This window comes from Microcoleus sp. S13_C5 (genome assembly GCF_036700845.1).
In the GTDB taxonomy this organism is placed as follows: Bacteria; Cyanobacteriota; Cyanobacteriia; order Cyanobacteriales; family Microcoleaceae; genus Microcoleus.
Genome location: NZ_JAUBPR010000063.1, coordinates 1 through 20,102 on the forward strand (window position 1 = coordinate 1; position 20,102 = coordinate 20,102).

Genomic DNA, 20,102 nt, shown 5'->3' on the forward strand with positions numbered 1-20,102 from the left:
GAGCAAATTAGTTCGTTGTCATCTTACAATTTTATTCTTGAAGCCCTATTCTATGCAGCTTCATATTAAATTGGTATAAGGACTAATGACTAATGATTAACAACTAAGACCAAATTCCCGATCGCCCTTCCGCTTTCCTGCATTTCGTGGGCGGTGGCAATCTCCTCTAAAGCAAACCGCCCAGCAATAACGTGGCGCAAAACTCCCGCTTTCAAACAAGTTGTAATATCTTCTGCAGCTTGTTGATGCGCTGCTTTGTCCATCACATAAACTAGCACGTAATGAACGGTAAGATTTTTGTAAATTAAGGAGTACACTGGAATTTGAGGCGTTACATCCGAATCCGAAGCATAAGTTGCGATCGTGCCGTTGCGTTTTAGCGCTTTTAAATTAGTTTCCAAATTGCTAGCAAAGTCAACTTCTATTACGCGCTCGACTCCTGCCCCTTTCGTAATTTCTTTGAGGCGCGCCGCCACATCTTCGGCTTTGTAATTGACAATATAATCAGCTCCTGCAGCACTGGCAATTTCTGCTTTTTCCGCCGAACTTACAGTCGCAATTACAGTTGCTCCGCCCCATTTGGCTAATTGAATCGCATAATTCCCAACAGCACCCGCGCCGCCCGCAACTAATATTATTTTCCCCGTAACCGCACCATCTTTAAAAACGCAATTGTGAGCTGTCATTGCGGGTACTCCCAAACAAGCACCTTCTACAAATTCTGTATTATCTGGCAGAAAAACCGCTTGTTCGCTGGGTACAACCACATATTCCGCCGCCGTACCAAATCGGCGGGGCAATGTAGCTTCATAAATCCAAACACGTTCGCCAATTCGTGACGGCGGCACGCTTTCTCCTACTGATTCAATTATTCCTGCACCGTCGTTGTGGGGAATGACTCGCTGGTGTCGCATTGTGAGTCCGCCCCAACCGCTGCGCTGCTTGACATCGGAGGGGTTAATGCCGGATGCGTGTACTTTAATCAGCACTTCATTTGCACCCAATTCGGCAACATCCATTTCGCCAATTTTGAGGACATCTTTGGCGTTGCCAATTTGTTCGTAGTAAGCAGCTTTCACAGTTGTTTTCTCCTGATGTTTTTAATCTTTATAAACCCGCCCCCCGTTACTTTAGGCGATGCCGCCGTTAACGCGGATATTTTGTCCGGTAATCCACCGGGCTTGTTCGCTGCACAAAAAAGCCGTCACATCGGCAATATCTTCAACTTTTCCTAGTCTTCCCAAAGCAGTCATTTGGGTAAATCTTTGTATTTGTTCGGCGGTTTTGCCGACAGTGAAGAGTTCTGTATCTGTTGGGCCCGGAGAAATTACATTGACTGTAATTTGGCGATCGCCCAATTCCTTAGCCAGCGATCGAGTTAGCTGTTCCACCGCGCCTTTTGTCGCTACGTAAACCCCGTAAGTTGGCAGCATTATCGCGGTTGTCGAACTGGAAAAATTAACAATTCTTCCTCCCTCCGCCATGCGTTTAGCAGCTTCTTGACAAGCAAAAAACGTGCCTTTGACGTTAATTGCAAAAAGATTATCAAACTCTGCTTCGGTAACTTCCGCTACAGGTTTGTAAAGAATTACTCCGGCATTATTGACTAAAATATCGACTTGTGAATAGGTTTCCTGAGTGCGATCGAACAAATCGCGAATTTCTGCGGTTTTGCTGACATCGGCTTGCACGGCTAATGCTTTGCCGCCTGCTGCTTCAATCGCTGACACAACATCTTTAGCCTGCTCTGCGCCTCTGGCGTAGTTGACGACAACCGATGCGCCTTCTTGGGATAATCGGAGGGCGATCGCGCGTCCAATTCCCCGCGATGCACCAGTCACAATTGCCACTTTTCCTGCTAGTGATGCCATGACATTTCCTCTGCAATTAGCGTTGATGCTGGTTCAAAATAATCATACTATTTTTTTCCGCATTCCGGTACAGAAACAAATTTAAAATCTCAAATAGTCAGAATATTTCTAGAAATCGCGGTTGCTAACTAACACTTGTGGTAAAGTAGTGTCGGCTGTTAAAGTAAAATCTATGACCGTAAATTCCGAGTTAGCAGAGCAGTATTTGTCAGCGGGCGAGACCCTCCAGAAATCAGGAAAACTTGAGGATGCGATCGCTCAATATCAAAAATTACTAGCCATTCAAGCGGATAGTGCGATCGCACTCAACAAGATAGCTGAAATTTATTATACGCAGCAGAAATATGTAGAGGCGATCGCCTCCTGTTACCAAGCACTTCGCCAACAACCCAATTTCGCCGCTGCCTACAAAACTCTAGGCAATATCCTGCAAGCCCAAGGCAAAATAGACGCGGCCATTCGCGCCTACTCCAAGGCGATCGAATTTGATCCTAATTTTGTCGAAGCCTATGTTAACTTGGGCAGTATGTTTTACAAACAAGGCCGGCTCGATGACGCCATAACTTACTATCAAAAATCTCTTGATCTTCAACCAGATTTAGCCGTCGCTTATTGGAATTTAGGCAAAAGTTTGGAAGAGCAAGGGCGCATCAATGAAGGTTTATTTTATCAAAAAAAAGGTCTCAATTTACAGCCGGAGTTAGAAGGTAGAAGCAATTCAGTAAAAAATAACACTTACTGAAGAGGAATGTTATAGTCGGAATAATTCAATCATTAACTATGCAAGCTGGATCAACATGGAAATTAGCCAGAATCCGCTCGAATTCCTAACGGCTAAAGTACAAGAAACTGTTGCCGATACCCAAAACTTAGCCAACCAAATTGCTGCAAAAGTTGAGGAAAATGCAACTCTATTAACGGCGTGGGTACAATCAGCGCCAAGTTCAATGGTTAGTGCCGGGGCGATCGCCACTCAAGAAGCTTTTAAAATAGCACATAACATCCGTTTTGAGAACCTGCCAACAAATCTGCAATCCAAATTTGCTAGGGCTGGAGTGCGTGACGGAATGCGAAATGTTCAAGAAGCAGCAAAAGTCTTTGAATCCATACCCGCCCAAATTCGTGCCCAAGGCCCAGAAGCAATTCGCAACTTCTGTCAAGATAAAGATTGGAGTCACATCCAAGCACACGTCAATGGAGGCGGAAGCGAAGCTGCTAACGGGATTTTGGAATATTTTTGGGTGAATCGTGCTCGCGGTGGTGTAGACATGACTGCTGCAGAATTAGCAGTCGCTAAGCAAGTTTTAGCGGATGCAGCGTTTAAAGCAGCAGTTGCGGAAATCGTTGGGGCTGCCATGAAAGGGGCGATCGCAGCAGCAGTAATTGAGTTAATATTTTCTATCTTAGAAAATTCGCTATTGTGCGTGGAAGGCAAAATTACCCAGTCAGATTTAGTCGAAGAAGTCGCCATCGCCACCGCCAAAGCTGGCATTGCTGGCGGTGTTATTACTGGCATTCTGTTAACACTGTGCATGATATTTCCCCCCATTGCCGCGCTTTTAGGTGCCGCAGCGATGCCCTTGGCGGTTGCAGGTATTGGCTTTATGGGAATTCGCGCCTGGGAAATCTTTTGTCACGGCGATCGACTATTTGGTATTACTGAACAAACACAAAAATTTCTGGGGCTGACTGAAGAAGTGCAGCTTTAGACACGGCATTGCCGTGTCCCTACGTCTAATTAGATACCCGACTTTTTGAAGAAGTCGGGTATCTCGGTATTCTAAATGATTGGGAAACATAAATAGTATGGATTCAGTAGAAAAAACTCAAGATCAGCAGCATCCGCAATACAAGCGCGATCGAGCCAGTGTCAATACTTTATTAGCCTCAGAAGCAACCGACTACAATTTATCAGAATTAGCAAGATTAATAATTCGCTACCGCGGCTTTCCCGGCGCTAGAGATATCCAAGCAGACTTAAAAAAAGTCCTGCAAAAATGGAATTATACCGAAGAAACTCTTTATGAACAAACCCGCAAAATTCACGCTACAGGTGAGGTTTATAGAAAGCAAAAAAGCGATCAAGAAGATTGGCTTTAAGACACTCAAAAATCAACATTTATAGAAACCGCGAACCGCCTTGGCGGTTAAGACAATAGTCGGGAAAGTTTTTAGGCTGACGGGGTGACAACCTCGTCAGAATCCCTATCGGTAGGGGGTTGAGGCAAGTTGGGATAAAAAAAGATGGGGTAGTTTTTGTCCACAAGCCCCATCTATTGAAAATGTTTCCTCAATTTTACCAAATCCACCTGCAACAGCAACTAAAAATTACCGAATACCTGACGCTAAAAATTTTGCTATATCTCTTGCAATGTCACAAACAAGTTAGCATTTAGTTACTGGCTTTCTTGATGCCTTATCCAATTATGTTTGAGATCCGTCGTCGCAGGTTGCAAAGGTTCCTTAAATTACAGCAGATTGCAGGTTTATGAGGTACAGTAGCAACAGTTGGTAAACCTGTTGTGTAAATGCTTAGGATTAACGATTATAACGAAAGTCCCCAATATTCGCAGTGTTCTGATAAAGTTGCATCGGGATACTTTTCTACCATTAAGGTTACTTGAGTTGACTGTTTATCTAATTCACTCTTCATCACTCCTCCGGGCTTCCCTAGGTTCAGATGACCTTGGGTTTTCTGTTGTTTCAGTAGTTTTTGCACAAAACTTTTACGCTTCCTCAAATCTGGCAGCTACTTGTCTCATTGAGGTGTTCCCCTGTAAGTAGGCTTTGACTATCTTTTGTCTAAATTCGATTGAGTAAGCTTTCATGACATCGGTTGAGCGACTGATTTTATCGGATTTTAGACGCTGACACAAATTGACTGCTGTCTCCTGAGTGGACTCGTTGCGATCGCCCGCGTTCCTGATTCCACCAGGAGTGACATCGATACCATTGGCGCCCTTCCTGTCTAATTGTTGTTGAGAGCGATCTGCCCGGAACCCATATTTCAGTGTTAATTTACAAAAAGTAAATCTATCAACTGTAAGACTATTTTATGAAATTGGTATTACTGAGTACAGGCGACGTTGCGATCGCCTGTACTCAGTTTTTGGATTGGATTATATGGTCAATCTTGATCCGGGCTTCAATTCTGGAGATGCCGTCAGGATTTCTGGTCTTTATCGTCCTGACCTAGCATATTGAGCAATTTTTTGGCAACTATAGCACCCACGACTACTCCACCAACCAATTGAGCAACCTTGACAGCTTGCTTTACCCCATCACCAGAATTCATGTGTTCGTGGAATATCTCGTCTTTTAGCCAGTCTGTAGTGACTTTGAAGTTATGAACCGGAGTTGGCAATAGTTCTAGATAAGTGCCTTGGCGAATCAGATGACCGACTTCGCCTGTCACTTCAAAAACGTCGTAAATGTTAGCGGCACTATTTTCTAACCCTAGTTTTAGGAGAGTTCCGCGTAGGTTAACTTGAGCTGGTTTTGGCTCATGTCCTAATGCGATCGCTTTCAGATTATGCGCGATCGCAGCTCCTTGCTGATAAGCTACTTGGGCTGTGGCAGGCAGAGGTTTCGTATCCTTGTGTGGTTCAGATGAGTAGGATATGAGTTCGGGATGCAGCTCAAGATGCTTGTACTTCTGATCCTCAACCGTTGATGATTGCACGTCCACCGCACAATCACCACCTGCAAAAACTTCTGGGAAATCGGGCAACTGCAAAGTGGGAGTAACGTGTAAGCGACCATGTTTGTCGCGGTGTTCGTTGGGAATCGACAAGTTTTTAATCAGTGGATGTGTAGCCGTTCCCGTTGTCCAAATCGTAGTGGATGCTAGTAGTGTCTCAGACTTACCATCGCGCTTATATTCAACTGAGTCTCGACGAATAGCCGTCGCTTCTGCTCCCGTTATTAGGTCCACTGACACGGCACGTTTTTGCAATTCCTGCTCGGCGGTTTCGCGCAGATGACTATTAATATCACCCTTGAGAATTTCGTTGCCGTGATTAATTAGTACCACCCGGACTTCTTGAGGATTACCTCCCAATGCTTCATACCAGTGAGGTAGCAAATCGGCTAAAGTGGCCGCCATTTCCACCCCACTTGGCCCGCCACCGATCACAGCTACAGTTAGCAGCCGGCGACGTTGTTCGGGGTCTTCGATCTGAACGGCTCGCTGTAAGCAGTCGCGCAGGTGGCGATCGAGGGCGATAGCATTTTCTTCGGTACGGAAATCAAAAGCATACTCTTGGGCACCCTCAACACCAAAATAGCCAGTGACGCTACCTAAAGCTAAAACTAAGTTGCTGTAGTTGTAGCAGTCCCCGGAAGTTAATTTGACTTCCCGTTCATGCAGGTCGATCGATTGCACCGTATCTTGCACAAAAATGACACCGCTATCCTTGAGTAGTTCCTCAAAACGCGGTACTACCTGATTACCATCCATCTCGCCACTAAAATACTCGTAAAGTAAAGGCTTAAAACAAAAGCGTTCAGAGCTATCAATTAGGATGACGCTTCGAGGATAGTGTTCATGCGCTAGATGCAAAGCTGTAAACAGACCAGCAAAACCACCACCAAGGATGACAGTCTGATAAATTGGGTTGTTCATACAATCATTTTTCTCCAGTAATTGAGCGTACAGTTTACAGTTGACGGTGAATCGAAAATCGGAGCTGCAACGCGAGTTCTGCTATTTAATGAAAAAGAAAGCAATTAATGCCAAGCTGAGAAAGATAGCGAGCAGAATAGCGTGCTCAACTTTCGGGCTAATAATCTTGACAGCAATCACTAAACTAAGAGCCAGGAGGATAACGCCAACGTCCACAATGGTTTCTCCGCGTTTGTCAATTAGCGGGTCTTTTTGAACTGATTCTGCAGCAAGAAAGTAAATTGCGATGATTCCTGGTAATTTTTGAGTTAGCCAATTCATACAAAAGCTCCTTGAATTTGAGCGAAAAAGGTAAGAATGCCTGGGTTATAGCTGTAACCAAGATTTCATAATCTGCTTTTCTTCCTAGTTGCTTTTATTGCTAGTAGCGGATCTGCAAACTCATCTCCTTAATATAGCGGTTTTTAAGGAAATGAGGTACGCGCCCTTCAATTCGGAGCAGGAAAAGGAACCACCACTGCCCTATGCCCACGAGTACCTAATTTACCCGAAAAAAGCTATATAGCAATATTTAACTACGATTTGGTGACAAATAATCATTCATTTTTAGACTGCAAATTGCTAAGTTCGCCAGAGATATATCAGCGAAAATAGGACAACCCAAATCACGTCAACGAAGTGCCAGAACAGAGTAGTTGCACTAACGCCGAAGTGACTGGAGTTGTAGTTACCCCGAATGAATGAACGAGAAACCATGAGCAACTGCAATAGAATGCCCGCAAGAACGTGCAGCCCGTGGAAGCCTGTCAGTAGGTAAAATGTTCCCCCTATCAGCCCTGTAGTCAGGCGAAAATTAAGGTTACTCCACTCGATCGCCTGAGCAACTAAAAAGTAAATTCCCATCCCAGAAGTCAATGCCAAAAGCCAGCGAAATTTAATAATTTTATGGCGTTTAAGGGCATTTTCGGCGGCTTGAATAACGAAGCTACTTGAAAGCAGCACTACTGTATTAAAAATGATAAATTGAGACAATTCCGGCCCCTTGACACCCGGCGGCAACCAATTGGGATGGGTCAATCGGAGCGCAATATAGGTAAAGAAAAAACTTAGAAAGATTAGGCTCTCCGACAGCAAGAATACTGTAACACCGAACATCCCTTTACCATGATGATCGTGAGCTATGCCGCCACCAATTGGCAAGAACCTTTGCAACCAATTAGGCAGGGACTGTATTAAGCGATCGAAACGGATCGGGCTTTCATCTATGTGATGTGTAGGATTTGGCATAAATCAGATGATTCTGGATTTTGGATTGTGGATTTTGAATTTTAGATTGAACAAAACTCCTCAATTACTCCTCCTCGCCTTATCTATTCTTGAGTAACGGCAGCCTCTGGTATCGCTTTAGAGTTGTAATGATAAGGCGGCTCATTGACAGTGGGAATTTCCTCAAAGTTCTCCCTCGGTGGCGGCGAAGAAGTCTTCCACTCCAACCCTGTAGCGTGCCAGGGATTGTCAGGGGCTTTTTTACCCAATAGCAAAGAACCGACCATATTAGCAATAAATGGCAGCGTAGACATTCCTAACAAAAATCCCCCTAAGCTAGCAATAATATTCCATCCTTGGAACTGCGGATCGTAAGAGGAAACCCGGCGCACCATGCCTTGTAAACCGAGCGGGTGCATGGGAAAAAAGGTAAGGTTAGCCCCGATAAAAGTTAAAAAGAAATGCACTTTTCCCCAGCCTTCGGCGTACATCCGCCCGGTTATTTTTGGGAACCAGAAGTAAATTGCGGCAAAGATTGCCATCGTGATTGTATTGTGGACGACGTAGTGGAAGTGACCTACCACAAAGTAGGTGTTGTTGACATGAATATCAAATGGTACTGAACTAAGCATGATGCCAGTAATCCCACCGAAAACAAACATCACCACACCTCCCAAGGCAAATAACATGGGGGTTAAAAGATGCAGTCTGCCATTCCAGACTGTGGCAGTCCAAGCAAATACTTTGACACCAGTAGGTACGCCAACCAACATTGAGGAAACCATAAATAGCATCCGCATCCAATTAGGTGTGGCGCTGGCAAACAGATGGTGTACCCAAACGAAAATACTTACCAAACCAATTCCGAAAGAAGCGATCGCTACCGATCGATAGCCAAACAAAGGATTGCGAGAAAAGGCGGGGAGAATTTCCGAAAAGATACCGAAAGCAGGCAGAGCCATGACGTAAACTGCCGGATGGGAGTAGAACCAAAATAAGTGCTGATAGATGATTGGGTCGCCATTCTCCAGGGGTTTGAAGAAATTTGTCCCAAAAGTGAGGTCAAAAAATAAAAGTACGATCGCGCCCGTCAGGGAAGGTAAACAAATTAGTTGCAGCAACTGGGCGCTGAGAACTGTCCAAACGAAAATTGGCATCCGAAAAAATGTCATCCCCGGTGCCCGCATCCAAACAATTGTGGTAATAAAGTTGACTCCCCCCATAATCGATGAAATACCCAGCAGCATTACACTCAGTATCCAAATTGATTCGCCATTTATGGGATAACCAGTTGGGTTTTGGAGGCTGATTGGTGGGTAAGACCACCAGCCAGCTTGGGGAGGCCCACCTTGTACTAAAAAGCTTGATAGTAGCAGGATACCGGCTGGGGGGATTATCCAAAAGGCGATCGCATTCAGAACTGGAAACGCCATGTCTTTTGCCCCAATCATCAACGGCACTAAGTAGTTGGCAAGACCAGCATTGAACGGGATAATCCACAGAAAAATCATCACCGTGCCGTGCAAGGTGAATAAGCCATTATATAAAGAGCGATCGACCAAATCTGATTCGGGAGTAAGCAGTTCGCCACGAATAATCATCGCCAACAGCCCACCAATTAAAAAGAAAATGAAGGTGGTCACCATGTATTGGACACCGATAACTTTATGGTCGGTGCTAAAACTGAAATACTCCCGCCAGTTCGTATCAGGTTTGCTGTTGCGATCTTCCGATTCGTCAGTAATTTCGATAGAGTTATTTGTCATGTATTTTTTATTTAGGGGTAGCAGCTTGAGAAATCCACCGATCGAAAGCTTCAGGCGATTCAACGTATACATTTGCCTCCATTAAGGCAAAGTCGGTGCCGCTGAACTGGGAATCGCGCAGGTGATATTTGCCGATTTTGGTGGGTGTTAATACAAGGTTAATGTTGCGGTTGGGAATCATATCTTGCTTTAACCGGAATTCAGGAACATAAAAGCCGTGAATCACGTCTTGGGAATGCAAATTTAAGCGGGTACGTTCATTTACTTTTAGATGTAATTCGTTACTAATCACATTATTTGGATAGCGGAAAGACCAAACCCACTGTTTAGCCAGAACCTCAATATTTGCAGCCCGTTGAGTCGTGTTTTTGACCGTGGCAGCGGCAGCAGGTTCTTCCAATAGGTGCAGATGCACGATCGGTTGTAGCCCTTCAATATTTAGTTGTTGATAAATGTTGAAACTTTGAACTGCAAGCCATAACACCAGCACAGTTGGGGCGACAGTCCAGAGGATTTCCAGCCTCACATCGCTTCTGGCAGGATGACCGTGACTCCAGTCTCCTTTGGGTGCTCGACCGGTGAGGATTGAGTATCCGATCGTCCCTACAATCGCGAGAAAGATGAACGTTCCCACGGAGGTTAAAAAGCTAAATATGCGATCGACTCGTTCCGCTTCTGCGGTTGCCTGAATCGGCATCCAAGAGTATGCGCGATCGCCAATCCAGCGGGCTATTATAAGAATTACCGCAATGAAAACCGTTAATAATAGTGCGTTGAAAATTCTCCTCATCGCATCCCCTGTAAAATAAATTCTCCTAGTATCTTTGTTGGCATCATTTAAGTAGTTTGTACGGTGCGTCTGACGCAGTTATTGACTGATAGAATCAGGGCGTGATTATCTGACGCACCCTACTAATTGGGCTAGTTGCGTAAATCCTAATTCTAGTATATGTGTTGCCATCATTTGAGTAACAAATTGGGATTTTCCCCTTGTCGGATCAAGCCCGCCGCCGTATTATGTATCCCGAACTCGTCTCCCATCTGGGCCCCTAATGTTCCGTGGACAAACAACAGTCCTAACATGGCAATGCCTACCAATAAGTAACTCCACTGCACTTGGATCGTGGCATCTTTGCGCCAGCGGTAGCGCTGCAACCCCCTCCACACAGTCATGGCAACGATCGCTGCTAACAGTAAGACTCCACCTATACCATGCAAGAGCATCGTTGCACCAGCCCCCAAACCCCAAGCACTATTCATATTTGTGGGTGGGTTTGCCAGCATTATCTCAAAAAAGCCCGCTGCGACGGTAAAAAATGTGATAACAGCACTTGCTAAAAGATTGTACCAACCAACATCGAAAAAGCTCGAACGAATAGCAGTCAGAGCCAAAAATTTGAGGATTGGTTTTTCAAACCGAAACAGCGTTCCTGCAATATCAAAAATTATGGCAATAATGAATAAACCCAAAGTGAAATGCACTAGCTGCGGATGAATAGGAACCTCGTAGGGCAATCCGTTCGCACCTAGCTTGAACCACAACTGCTCGATAAGTTGCGAGTTCATTGTAAGACTCCATTCTTTGTGGCTTCAACTACTGGCTCTACGTGCAGCCCGTATACCCAAACTAACTGACTCCCTAAATATTGTTGAAAGAATACTAAACAAATTAAAAATGTTGCAACACCTAGATAAGCAATAGGTATCTTTTGTGGAGTGCGGGCGCGAACCGCAAATCGCCATGCGGTAATCGCGACAATGATTGCCGAAAGTGACCAGCCAGTAATTGTGTGCAAATTCAGTGTCGGCTTGACGGCTTCGTAAGGCTGGGCTAAACCAGCTTCAAACTGACCAAATATGACGGCGAGGAAAACAGAAACTGAAGCAACAAACATATTCCAGAAACTCACCTCAAACAAACGATGATTGCGGGTAAAATATCCTACCACGTCGCAGAAAAAGGAAAAAAACACCATTGCGATCGCAAAATGAACGATGATGGGATGGAGCGGATCTGGGTAAGGTAGATTCGCATTATTGAGAGGCAGAGGCATCGCTTTCTCTTTTTTTACTTGACTTGTTCCCGGCGGAGAGCTGACATGGATTTCTCTAAGTATATAGATTGAAACTAATTCTAAACAAACATATCTATCTAAAGATTGATCTTAGCCTAAAAAACAACCCTTGCTTCTAAAACTATTTGGCTTTCCACTGTCTACAGTTTTAAGGCGATCGCTTGCCATATTTTTGACCTATTAATGACACACTAATGACATAACTCTTTCTTCAATATCACAAAAAGGATTGTTTAAAAATTAAAATAATATTTAATTTTTAGATAAATAATCATGAAATTCTATTGTCTTCTCAGAAATAGACGCTAATTACCCCATTAGATAGACGTGGTTACCTCTATAAATCCCTAAAGTTAGCGCAGAAACCAAGAGATAAATCTTCAAGTAGTTACCTTAAGTAGGGTGGGCGATCGCCGATAACCAGATTAGCTAGGAGTTACAATTTTTTGGTGGCGATCGCCCACCTTACGTTTAATTATGTCCATCTACTTAACTGGTTCTTAATCTTTATTAGGTACAAATTTAGTTTCTAGGAAACAAGACGAGGAAAAAATATGAGCTATTCCCCTAATCTTCTCAAAGACCAAAAAGCACTCGTAACGGGTGCTAGTTCTGGTATTGGTGAAGGAGTCGCCCGTGCTTTGGCGGCGGCGGGTGCTTCTGTTGCAGTCAACTATCATTCTGAACAGGAAGCAGCAGAAAAGATTGTCAGCGAGATTAAATCGCTCGGTGGGGAGGCGATCGCCATTGGTGCAAACGTTGCCAAGGAAGAAGAAGTTTTGTCGATGTTTGACCAAATGTACCAGCACTTTGGCACGATCGACATTTTGGTAAACAACGCTGGATTACAAAAAGACTCAGCGTTTGTAGACATGACTCTCGACCATTGGAATTTGGTGATTGGCGTGAACCTAACCGGACAATTTCTCTGTGCCCGTGAAGCGGCAAAGGAATTTCTCAAACGGGGCGTAAAGCCAGATATTTCCTGTGCCGCAGGCAAAATCATTTGTATGAGTTCGGTACACGAGGTGATTCCTTGGGCGGGTCACGTCAACTACGCTACCAGTAAGGGCGGCATCCACATGATGATGCAGAGTATTGCCCAGGAACTCGCACCCCACAGAATTCGGGTCAACAGCATCGCACCTGGTGCTATTAAAACCCCAATTAATAAGGCAGCCTGGGATACGGCAGAAGCTGAGGCAAAATTATTAAAACTCATTCCCGCAAACCGGGTCGGAGATGTAGCAGATATCGCCAAAGCTGCTGTTTGGCTTGCATCGGATGACTCAGATTATGTGAATGGTACAACTCTATTTGTAGACGGCGGCATGACTCTGTATCCAGGGTTCGCGACGGGGGGTTAGATGAACGCAGAACAGCAACAGCGCAGTTTTTGACTCTCTATTACTATTAGCTAAATTGACGAGAACGAGGAAGGCCTATGAATTCTGAAGCAGTATCAACGGCGTGGGGAAAAATACAGGCAATGACTAACAGCCTGATTGCCCTACTGCCAAATCTAGTCCTAGCCTTAATCGTCTTTGCCATCTTCTGGTTTGCCGCTGTAGCATTCAAGTCGGTCGTCAAACGGCTTACCCGCAGGCATCGACAGGCGCGGAATCTGGGACTGGTACTCGGACGTTTGTCACAAGGCGTTGTCATTTTAATCGGTTTATTTGTTGCCTTATCTATTGTCATCCCGTCCTTCAAGGCAGGGGATTTAGTTCAACTGTTGGGCATTAGCGGTGTAGCAATTGGCTTTGCGTTCCGTGATATTCTCCAAAACTTTCTAGCGGGGATCTTAATTCTCTTAACTGAGCCATTCCAAATTGATGACCAAATTGTTTTCAAGAATTTTGAGGGGACAGTTGAAGAAATTCAAACTCGTGCTACAACGATTAGGACATACGATGGTCGTCGCGTTGTTATTCCGAATTCTGAGTTATTTACAAATTCAGTGACGGTCAACACCAGTTGGGAAAAGCGCCGACTACAGTACGACGTTGGTATCGGTTATGGGGATGACATCGACCGGGTGAAGCAGTTGATTATGGAAGCGATCGCAAATTTAGAGGACGTTCTCAAAGAGCCTGCCCCAGATGCGTTAGTGATGGAGTTGGCTGAAAGTACCGTGAACATTCGCGTGCGTTGGTGGATCAATCCACCGCGACGTGCCGAGGCTCTCGATACGCGGGATAAAATTCTCACTGCCATCAAGAACAAGCTGACTGCCAACGGCATTGACCTACCTTTCCCGACGCAGCAAATCTTGTTCCACGACCAAACCGAGGAGACAGATGGCGATCGCTCGCATCAGCGTGAAGGATGGCCTGCGGGGAACAAGGACGTGCCGAACTCACGCAGCATAAGCGGTTCCTTGAGAAAGCTGGTTGAGATGCGGGCGCAAAGAGATGGGAACGGAAACGGATGAGTCAGTCTCAGATTGGCATCGCGAGGCTGATAGGAATTCACAGGAGGTGATATGCGCCAACTACTTGTCCAAGTTCCACGCGGATGTGGGAAAAATGTCCTTGACATCGCCAAAGCTTGTGACGGCACAAATCTCGTCCACTTTGAAGCGACTGGGAGGGAAAAACCACTAGACGTGGTAATCGTGTACGTTCCCAACCAGAAAGTTGAGGAACTGCTGGGAGAGTTGGAATCGCTTCCGGAACTCCACGTTACGTTAATTCCGCGCGGGGTGATTGCTCTAGAGCCACCAGCATCTGAGGCACCTCAGCAGGTCAAAAACGTAGAGCCTCGCAGCCCCATAGAGATATTCCTTGCTGGTTTACAAAGTGTCGGTTCGTGGAAAGGCTTTCTAGGATATGCCGTGGCTGGGGGTATAGTGGTTTGGATCGGCTTGTTTACGAATACCAGCTATCTTCTAGTCGCGGCTATGCTGATCGCACCGTTTGCTGGACCGGCAATGAACACAGCGATCGCAACAGCGCGGGGTGACGGACACTTGCTCCAACGTACTCTCTTACGATACTTCGGCGCCCTTGCCGTGACAATCCTAGTGGCATGGGCGCTGAGCCTGATCCTACAGCAGGAAGTTGTAACCTCCTCCATGAGCGCCACGAGTAATGTGTCGGCGGTGGCAGTGCTGCTGCCCCTAGTTGCAGGAGCGGCGGGCGCTTTAAACCTCGTGCAATCAGAAAGAAGTAGCCTGGTGTCGGGTGCAGCCGTGGGGATGCTGGTTGCCGCTTCGCTGGCACCACCTGCGGGAGTGGTGGGCATGGCGATCGCGATGGGTCGATGGGACATGGCTGTGAACGGCTTGTTCGTGCTGTTGCTGCAACTGGTGGGAATCAATTTGTCAGCTTCTATTGTGTTCCGTATCTACGGTTTGTCTGCGCGTGGAGCGCGTTACGATCGCGGGAAAAAGTCGGTGTTTCCAGCTACCCTTGCCGTCACAATCTTCGCTCTGGCTCTCTTGCTGACTTGGCAGTTTTCTACCTCCCCAGAGCTTCAGCGTAGCAGCCGTTCGCAACGAGCCACTGCTGAGATCCAGAAGGTGGTGAATAGTAGTAATCTCGCAGAACTGGTGGAGGCTGATGTTCGTTTTCCCAGCCCTAATATCAAAGGTCAGAATACGCTGCTCGCTACTGTTTACGTCCAGCGCCAAGCAGGTGTCGCCCAGTCAACGCAACAAATCCGCGATCACTTAACGAACGATATTCAAACTCACTTAATCCAGCAAGGGTTTAACGTCACACCGTTAGTCGATGTCAGCGTTCTTGAGGCACCAACTATCAAATGAGTCCGCGTCATGCTTCGTAAAAGCCTTTCAAGGCGAATTGTTAACCAATGAAAGTGAGGTAGTTAATTTGACAAAGCCCTAAAGTTAGCGCAAAGTAGGGCGCGTTCGAGCGATAAAATCAGTGATGATCTCCAAAAAGTTGGGGTTTGATGCACCCTACAAGTTGATTTAATTGCGACCGTTGGCTTTAGTCCTGATTCTAATAGTTATAGGGTTAGATAAATGATTCTTAATCGTAGCGGCAAAAGAGTTTCTGAGGTGGGGCGTGAAGCCAGATATCTCCAGTGCCGCTGGCAAAATAATCTGTATTCAGGGTTCGCCACAGGAGGCTAAATGAACGAAGAACAGCAACGGTTACAGGAAAATCGCGAACCGGAGGAACCTTGGTATCGTTGGGGTTCCTACCTGAGCGATCGCCAATGGGGTACAGTGCGAGAAGACTATTCACCTGACGGTTCAGCTTGGGAGTATTTTCCTCATGACCATGCGCGATCGCGCGTTTACCGTTGGGGTGAAGATGGACTGGGTGGATGGTGCGATCGCCACAGTCAACTCTGCTTTGGTATAGCACTGTGGAATGGCCGCGATCCAATTTTAAAAGAACGCTTGTTTGGGCTAACCAACGGACAGGGAAATCACGGTGAGGATGTCAAAGAATATTACTTTTACCTAGACAACACGCCTACCCATTCCTATATGCGCTGGTTGTACAAATACCCGCAACTGGAATTTCCTTACACTCAGCTTGTAGAGGAGAACGCTCATCGCAGCAAGGATCAACCAGAATTTGAACTACTAGATACGGGGGTATTTGAAGATAATCGCTACTTTGATGTGGTTGCGGAATATGCCAAAGCCTCTCCCGATGATATTTGCATTTGTATCAGTGTCACGAATCGGGGGGCAGAAACTGCCAGCATCGACGTGCTACCTACCCTTTGGTTTCGCAATACCTGGATCTGGACAGGTGATAAACCGCAGTCACAACTATCGAAAGTTGCTGATGGTGTAATAAAGGCGAACGCTGAAAAATATGGGGATTATTGGTTATTCTGCAATGGGAATCATCAGCTTTTATTTACAGAAAATGAGACTAACAGCCAACGCCTCTATGGAGTTGCTAATGCCTCACCTTATGTTAAAGACGCTTTCCACGAGTACGTAATTCACAACAAGCAGGATGCAGTGAATCCCAATCAAGTTGGTACCAAAGCAGCGGCTTGCTATCACTTGGAAATTGGGGCGGGACAGACAAAAGTAATTCAACTACGCTTCACCAACCAATATACAGATACGCCCTTTAATGCAGCATTTGCCGATACCTTCCGCCAGCGTCAAACAGAGGCAGACGAATTTTACGAAACGCTCACCCCTGGTTTAGATGAGGATTGCCACAACGTTCAACGACAAGCGTTTGCCGGACTGCTGTGGAGCAAACAGTTTTATCAATATGATGTCCGTACTTGGCTGCATGGAGATCCAGCAGAACCTACCCCGCCCAGTCAACGCCTTACTGGGCGTAATGCCCAGTGGTGGACTCTGTACGCCGAAGAAGTTATTTCTATGCCCGATAAGTGGGAGTATCCTTGGTTTGCGGCATGGGATTTGGCGTTCCACTGTATTGCTTTGGCATTAATCGATGGAAACTTTGCCAAGCAGCAATTACTGTTACTAACTGGCGATCGCACCATGCACCCCAATGGTCAAATACCCGCTTACGAGTGGGCGTTTGGCGATGTCAATCCTCCGGTAAAAGCATGGGCGGCTTGGCGCGTCTATAAAATAGAAGAAAAACGAGTTGGAAAGGGCGATCGCAACTTCTTGGAACGAATGTTTCACCGCTTGATGCTCTACTTTACCTGGTGGGTGAACCGCAAGGACTTACGAGGGCAAAACTTGTTTCAGGGAGGATTTCTGGGATTAGATAATATTGGGCTATTTGACCGCAGCAAGCCATTACCGACGGGGGGATATTTAGAGCAGGCAGACGGCACAGCATGGATGAGTATGTTCTCACTAAATATGCTGGCGATCGCTCTGGAACTCTCCCGTGAGGACGAAAGCTACAGCGATATGACGTTGAAGTTTTTTGAACACTTCCTCTACATTGCTAACGCCATTAATAATGTAGGGCCTGGAAAAATTGTGCTTTGGGACGACGAGGACGGCTTTTACTACGATGCCTTGCACTTACCCAACGGAGAGGACGTGCGAATCAAAGTACGGTCAATGGTGGGACTGATACCGCTATTTGCTGTCGATACTCTGGACCCAGATTTATTAGAAATTGTGCCGGGGTTAAAAGAGCAAATTGAGTGGTTTCTCAACAACCGTCCCGAATTGGCAAAAAACATTGCTTGTATGACCATTGAGGGAGAAGGCGATCGCCGCCTGCTTGCCATTACTAGCCCCGAAGCGCTGCGTCGTATCCTGCGACGATTGTTGGATGAGGATGAATTTCTCTCACCTCACGGTATCCGATCGGTTTCCCGCTATCACAAAGAGCATCCCTTTATCTTCGATTGGGATAGCACTCGCTATCAGGTAGACTATGAGCCTGCTGAGTCTACTACCTACCAATTTGGCGGTAACTCTAACTGGCGCGGGCCGGTCTGGTTTCCAGTTAACTTTCTACTCATTGAATCTTTGCAAAAGTTCTATCATTACTTAGGCGATGACTTCACAGTGGAGTGTCCCACAGGTTCAGGAGTAATGCTCAATCTCTGGGAGGTGGCAGCTTATTTGGAGAAACGGTCGATCGCTATTTTCTTACAGAATCAAGATGGGCAGCGTCCGGTTTACGGTGGTATTGCAAAATTTCAGCAAGACCCCCATTGGCGCGATTTGATTCTCTTTTACGAATACTTTCATGGTGACAACGGGGCTGGACTGGGTGCAAGTCACCAAACCGGATGGACAGCACTAATTGCCAAGTTGATTCAGCAGGTGAATGATAAATCATGATTGCCTACTCCTAATACCAATTCTTGAAACTATGACTACAAATCTCTACCCCCGGCTGCGCCGTCCCCCCCTTGCAAAGGCTACCGTGTACACAAGTCAAAGTAAACTAGAAAAAGGATTCACAGAGGTAGGAGCGGTAGTATCAAAATTTGTCGATAGAGCGAGCAGAAAGAATCTTATAAGTGGTTGGCCTCAGCCGAGCGCAGCTCTTCAAATTTATACAGCACTTTGCTTAACGATTAGGTACAATTTTAATAAAATCCGCAATTATTCTGCTTAATGTTGTTGCTGTATCTCTTGGTCAGGCAAAGTGCTGTATATTGAGTAAAGCCGCAACTAAAATCCACCCAGATATGAAGCCAAATCTAAACAGTACAGAACAATCTGCACAGCATCGCAGGGTCAAAAAGCTGCCAGAAGTTACCATCTTTTTCTGGATTATCAAGTTGCTGACTACGGGAATGGGCGAAACAACTTCAGATTACCTAGCCCATCAGATGAACCCGATTTTTGCGGTCGCTCTGGGGGGAAGTGGATTAGTGATTGCTTTAGTAATACAGTTTTCAGTACGGAAATATATTCCCTGGGTCTATTGGTTAGCTATTATTATGGTCGCTATATTCGGAACAATGGCTGCTGATGCTATCCATGTTGTATTAGGTGTTTCATATCTCCTATCGACTGTAGGATTTTCTATCGTACTTAGTATTATTTTTGCAGTTTGGTATATGAGCGAGAAAACTTTATCGATTAATCATATTTACACATTTCGGCGCGAGTTATTTTACTGGGCAACCGTTATGGCTACATTTGCGCTTGGCACAGCCGCAGGTGATATGACAGCATCAACTTGGGGTTTGGGGTACTTCACATCAGGTGTATTGTTTGCCTTTTTATTTGCTCTACCAGCTTTCGTATACTGGCGCTCAGGGCTTAATGAGGTCGGGGCTTTTTGGCTCGCATATATCCTGACTAGACCATTGGGCGCTTCCTTCGCAGATTGGATCGGTAAATCTCAGGATCTTGGTGGAGTAGGTTTTGGTACGGGGCAGATCAGCCTTGTCTTAGGTATTCTGATTGTTGGTTTTGTTGCTTATCTCACATACTCGGGCAAAGACAGTTATAACAATTAATAAATAACTACTAACTTTAGTTGTCCGTGAGCATATTCTGGCGAACCTTAGCAGGGATGGCATGATGCTATAATATATCATAAATAATGTTTTTTGTTAATGCGTAAGTCCTAGGAAATTGATTTTTATGACTCATCCTTCATCCCACGAACCAACTGAATCGCGATCGAGCGATCGCGAAAATCCAACACCCCCGACGATCGACTATTGGCACGTCTGGACTGACGAAGACGGCATCAGCCACCAGTCTCGTTGCCAAATTCAAGACTTCACTCTCAAGAGTATTTCACCACCTGCCTCTCCTCAGTGGCTCGAGCAAATGCAGCAAGGCGGTGCTACCGTCGTCTTTACAGTGCAACCTGTTGGCTGGATTGGCACTTGGCATGAAAATCCAAAACCCCAATGGATTATTCCGCTATCGGGACGCTGGTTTGTGGAGACGATGGACGGGCAACGAGTGGAGATGGGTGTTGGTGAAATTTCGTTTGGAGAAGACCAGAATACGAAAGCGAACGCGCAGGGACAGAAGGGACACCTTTCTGGCACAGTCGGCGATGTGCCCGCAGTTCTGATGATTGTGCAACTTGAAGAAACGCCGACAATCGGGCAGGCTTGCCGTTTTCGATAAGCTCAA

The 20,102-nt window shown here is 45.8% G+C and carries 19 protein-coding genes; 9 read left to right on the forward strand and 10 right to left on the reverse strand.

All coding sequences use genetic code 11. From position 1 onward, the window contains the following. Window positions 1–89: 89 nt before the first annotated feature. Window positions 90–1,079 (reverse strand): NADPH:quinone reductase, encoded by a 990-nt coding sequence (locus QUA04_RS17230; RefSeq protein ID WP_333258573.1) that lies wholly within the window; start codon window positions 1,077–1,079, stop codon window positions 90–92. 51 nt (window positions 1,080–1,130) lie between these two features. After that, entirely contained in the window at window positions 1,131–1,871 is a 741-nt protein-coding gene (locus tag QUA04_RS17235; RefSeq protein WP_333258574.1) for an SDR family oxidoreductase, read from the reverse strand. Window positions 1,872–2,043: 172 nt separating this feature from the next. On the opposite strand from QUA04_RS17235, the gene QUA04_RS17240 reads away from it, so the two are divergent. The 3 genes from QUA04_RS17240 to QUA04_RS17250 all read left to right on the forward strand — a co-directional run bounded on the left by QUA04_RS17240 (window position 2,044) and on the right by QUA04_RS17250 (window position 3,971). Continuing rightward, window positions 2,044–2,613: a tetratricopeptide repeat protein gene (locus tag QUA04_RS17240; RefSeq protein ID WP_333258576.1), complete on the forward strand. Its 570-nt coding sequence runs from the start codon at window positions 2,044–2,046 to the stop codon at window positions 2,611–2,613. A 55-nt stretch (window positions 2,614–2,668) separates the two neighbouring features. Next, window positions 2,669–3,580: a hypothetical protein gene (locus tag QUA04_RS17245; protein ID WP_333258578.1), complete on the forward strand. Its 912-nt coding sequence runs from the start codon at window positions 2,669–2,671 to the stop codon at window positions 3,578–3,580. Between the two features lie 97 nt (window positions 3,581–3,677). After that, window positions 3,678–3,971, forward strand: a complete 294-nt coding sequence (locus tag QUA04_RS17250) for a DUF3288 family protein (RefSeq protein ID WP_333258580.1) — start codon at window positions 3,678–3,680, stop codon at window positions 3,969–3,971. A gap of 445 nt (window positions 3,972–4,416) precedes the next feature. Here QUA04_RS17250 and QUA04_RS17255 read toward each other — a convergent pair whose 3' ends face one another. The 8 genes from QUA04_RS17255 to QUA04_RS17290 form a co-directional block, all read right to left on the reverse strand. Then, entirely contained in the window at window positions 4,417–4,590 is a 174-nt protein-coding gene (locus tag QUA04_RS17255) for a hypothetical protein (protein ID WP_333258582.1), read from the reverse strand. Between the two features lie 444 nt (window positions 4,591–5,034). Next, the gene (locus QUA04_RS17260) at window positions 5,035–6,495 is read right to left on the reverse strand and encodes an NAD(P)/FAD-dependent oxidoreductase (protein ID WP_333258585.1); all 1,461 of its coding nucleotides are present in this window, start codon (window positions 6,493–6,495) and stop codon (window positions 5,035–5,037) included. A gap of 81 nt (window positions 6,496–6,576) precedes the next feature. Next, complete coding sequence (locus QUA04_RS17265; protein ID WP_333258588.1) at window positions 6,577–6,816, reverse strand: hypothetical protein; 240 nt, start codon at window positions 6,814–6,816, stop codon at window positions 6,577–6,579. A 300-nt stretch (window positions 6,817–7,116) separates the two neighbouring features. Continuing rightward, the gene (locus tag QUA04_RS17270; protein ID WP_333258590.1) at window positions 7,117–7,782 is read right to left on the reverse strand and encodes a heme-copper oxidase subunit III; all 666 of its coding nucleotides are present in this window, start codon (window positions 7,780–7,782) and stop codon (window positions 7,117–7,119) included. Between the two features lie 83 nt (window positions 7,783–7,865). Then, complete coding sequence (gene ctaD, locus QUA04_RS17275) at window positions 7,866–9,527, reverse strand: cytochrome c oxidase subunit I (RefSeq protein ID WP_333258592.1); 1,662 nt, start codon at window positions 9,525–9,527, stop codon at window positions 7,866–7,868. A 7-nt stretch (window positions 9,528–9,534) separates the two neighbouring features. Continuing rightward, complete coding sequence (locus QUA04_RS17280; protein ID WP_333258594.1) at window positions 9,535–10,317, reverse strand: cytochrome c oxidase subunit II; 783 nt, start codon at window positions 10,315–10,317, stop codon at window positions 9,535–9,537. Between the two features lie 170 nt (window positions 10,318–10,487). Continuing rightward, window positions 10,488–11,093 carry a DUF2231 domain-containing protein gene (locus tag QUA04_RS17285; RefSeq protein ID WP_333258596.1) on the reverse strand — a complete coding sequence of 202 codons (606 nt, stop codon included), beginning with the start codon at window positions 11,091–11,093 and terminating at the stop codon, window positions 10,488–10,490. Then, window positions 11,090–11,581 carry a DUF2231 domain-containing protein gene (locus QUA04_RS17290; RefSeq protein WP_333258598.1) on the reverse strand — a complete coding sequence of 164 codons (492 nt, stop codon included), beginning with the start codon at window positions 11,579–11,581 and terminating at the stop codon, window positions 11,090–11,092. Before QUA04_RS17290 ends, QUA04_RS17285 begins: the two co-directional genes overlap by 4 nt. A gap of 575 nt (window positions 11,582–12,156) precedes the next feature. Between QUA04_RS17290 and QUA04_RS17295 the strand changes: the two genes are divergently transcribed. From QUA04_RS17295 to QUA04_RS17320, 6 genes are all read left to right on the forward strand, one after another. Next, a complete protein-coding gene (locus QUA04_RS17295; RefSeq protein WP_333258600.1) occupies window positions 12,157–12,969 on the forward strand; it encodes an SDR family oxidoreductase in 813 nt (270 codons plus the stop codon). Between the two features lie 77 nt (window positions 12,970–13,046). Then, on the forward strand, window positions 13,047–14,036 hold the full coding sequence (locus QUA04_RS17300) for a mechanosensitive ion channel family protein (RefSeq protein ID WP_333258602.1): 990 nt from the start codon (window positions 13,047–13,049) through the stop codon (window positions 14,034–14,036). Between the two features lie 51 nt (window positions 14,037–14,087). Then, window positions 14,088–15,371 (forward strand): DUF389 domain-containing protein, encoded by a 1,284-nt coding sequence (locus QUA04_RS17305; RefSeq protein ID WP_333258604.1) that lies wholly within the window; start codon window positions 14,088–14,090, stop codon window positions 15,369–15,371. Window positions 15,372–15,704: 333 nt separating this feature from the next. Next, on the forward strand, window positions 15,705–18,335 hold the full coding sequence (locus tag QUA04_RS17310) for an MGH1-like glycoside hydrolase domain-containing protein (RefSeq protein ID WP_333258606.1): 2,631 nt from the start codon (window positions 15,705–15,707) through the stop codon (window positions 18,333–18,335). Window positions 18,336–18,655: 320 nt separating this feature from the next. Next, on the forward strand, window positions 18,656–19,468 hold the full coding sequence (locus QUA04_RS17315; protein WP_333258608.1) for a hypothetical protein: 813 nt from the start codon (window positions 18,656–18,658) through the stop codon (window positions 19,466–19,468). 127 nt (window positions 19,469–19,595) lie between these two features. Beyond that, a complete protein-coding gene (locus QUA04_RS17320) occupies window positions 19,596–20,096 on the forward strand; it encodes a cupin domain-containing protein (RefSeq protein WP_333108139.1) in 501 nt (166 codons plus the stop codon). Window positions 20,097–20,102 lie beyond the last annotated feature (6 nt).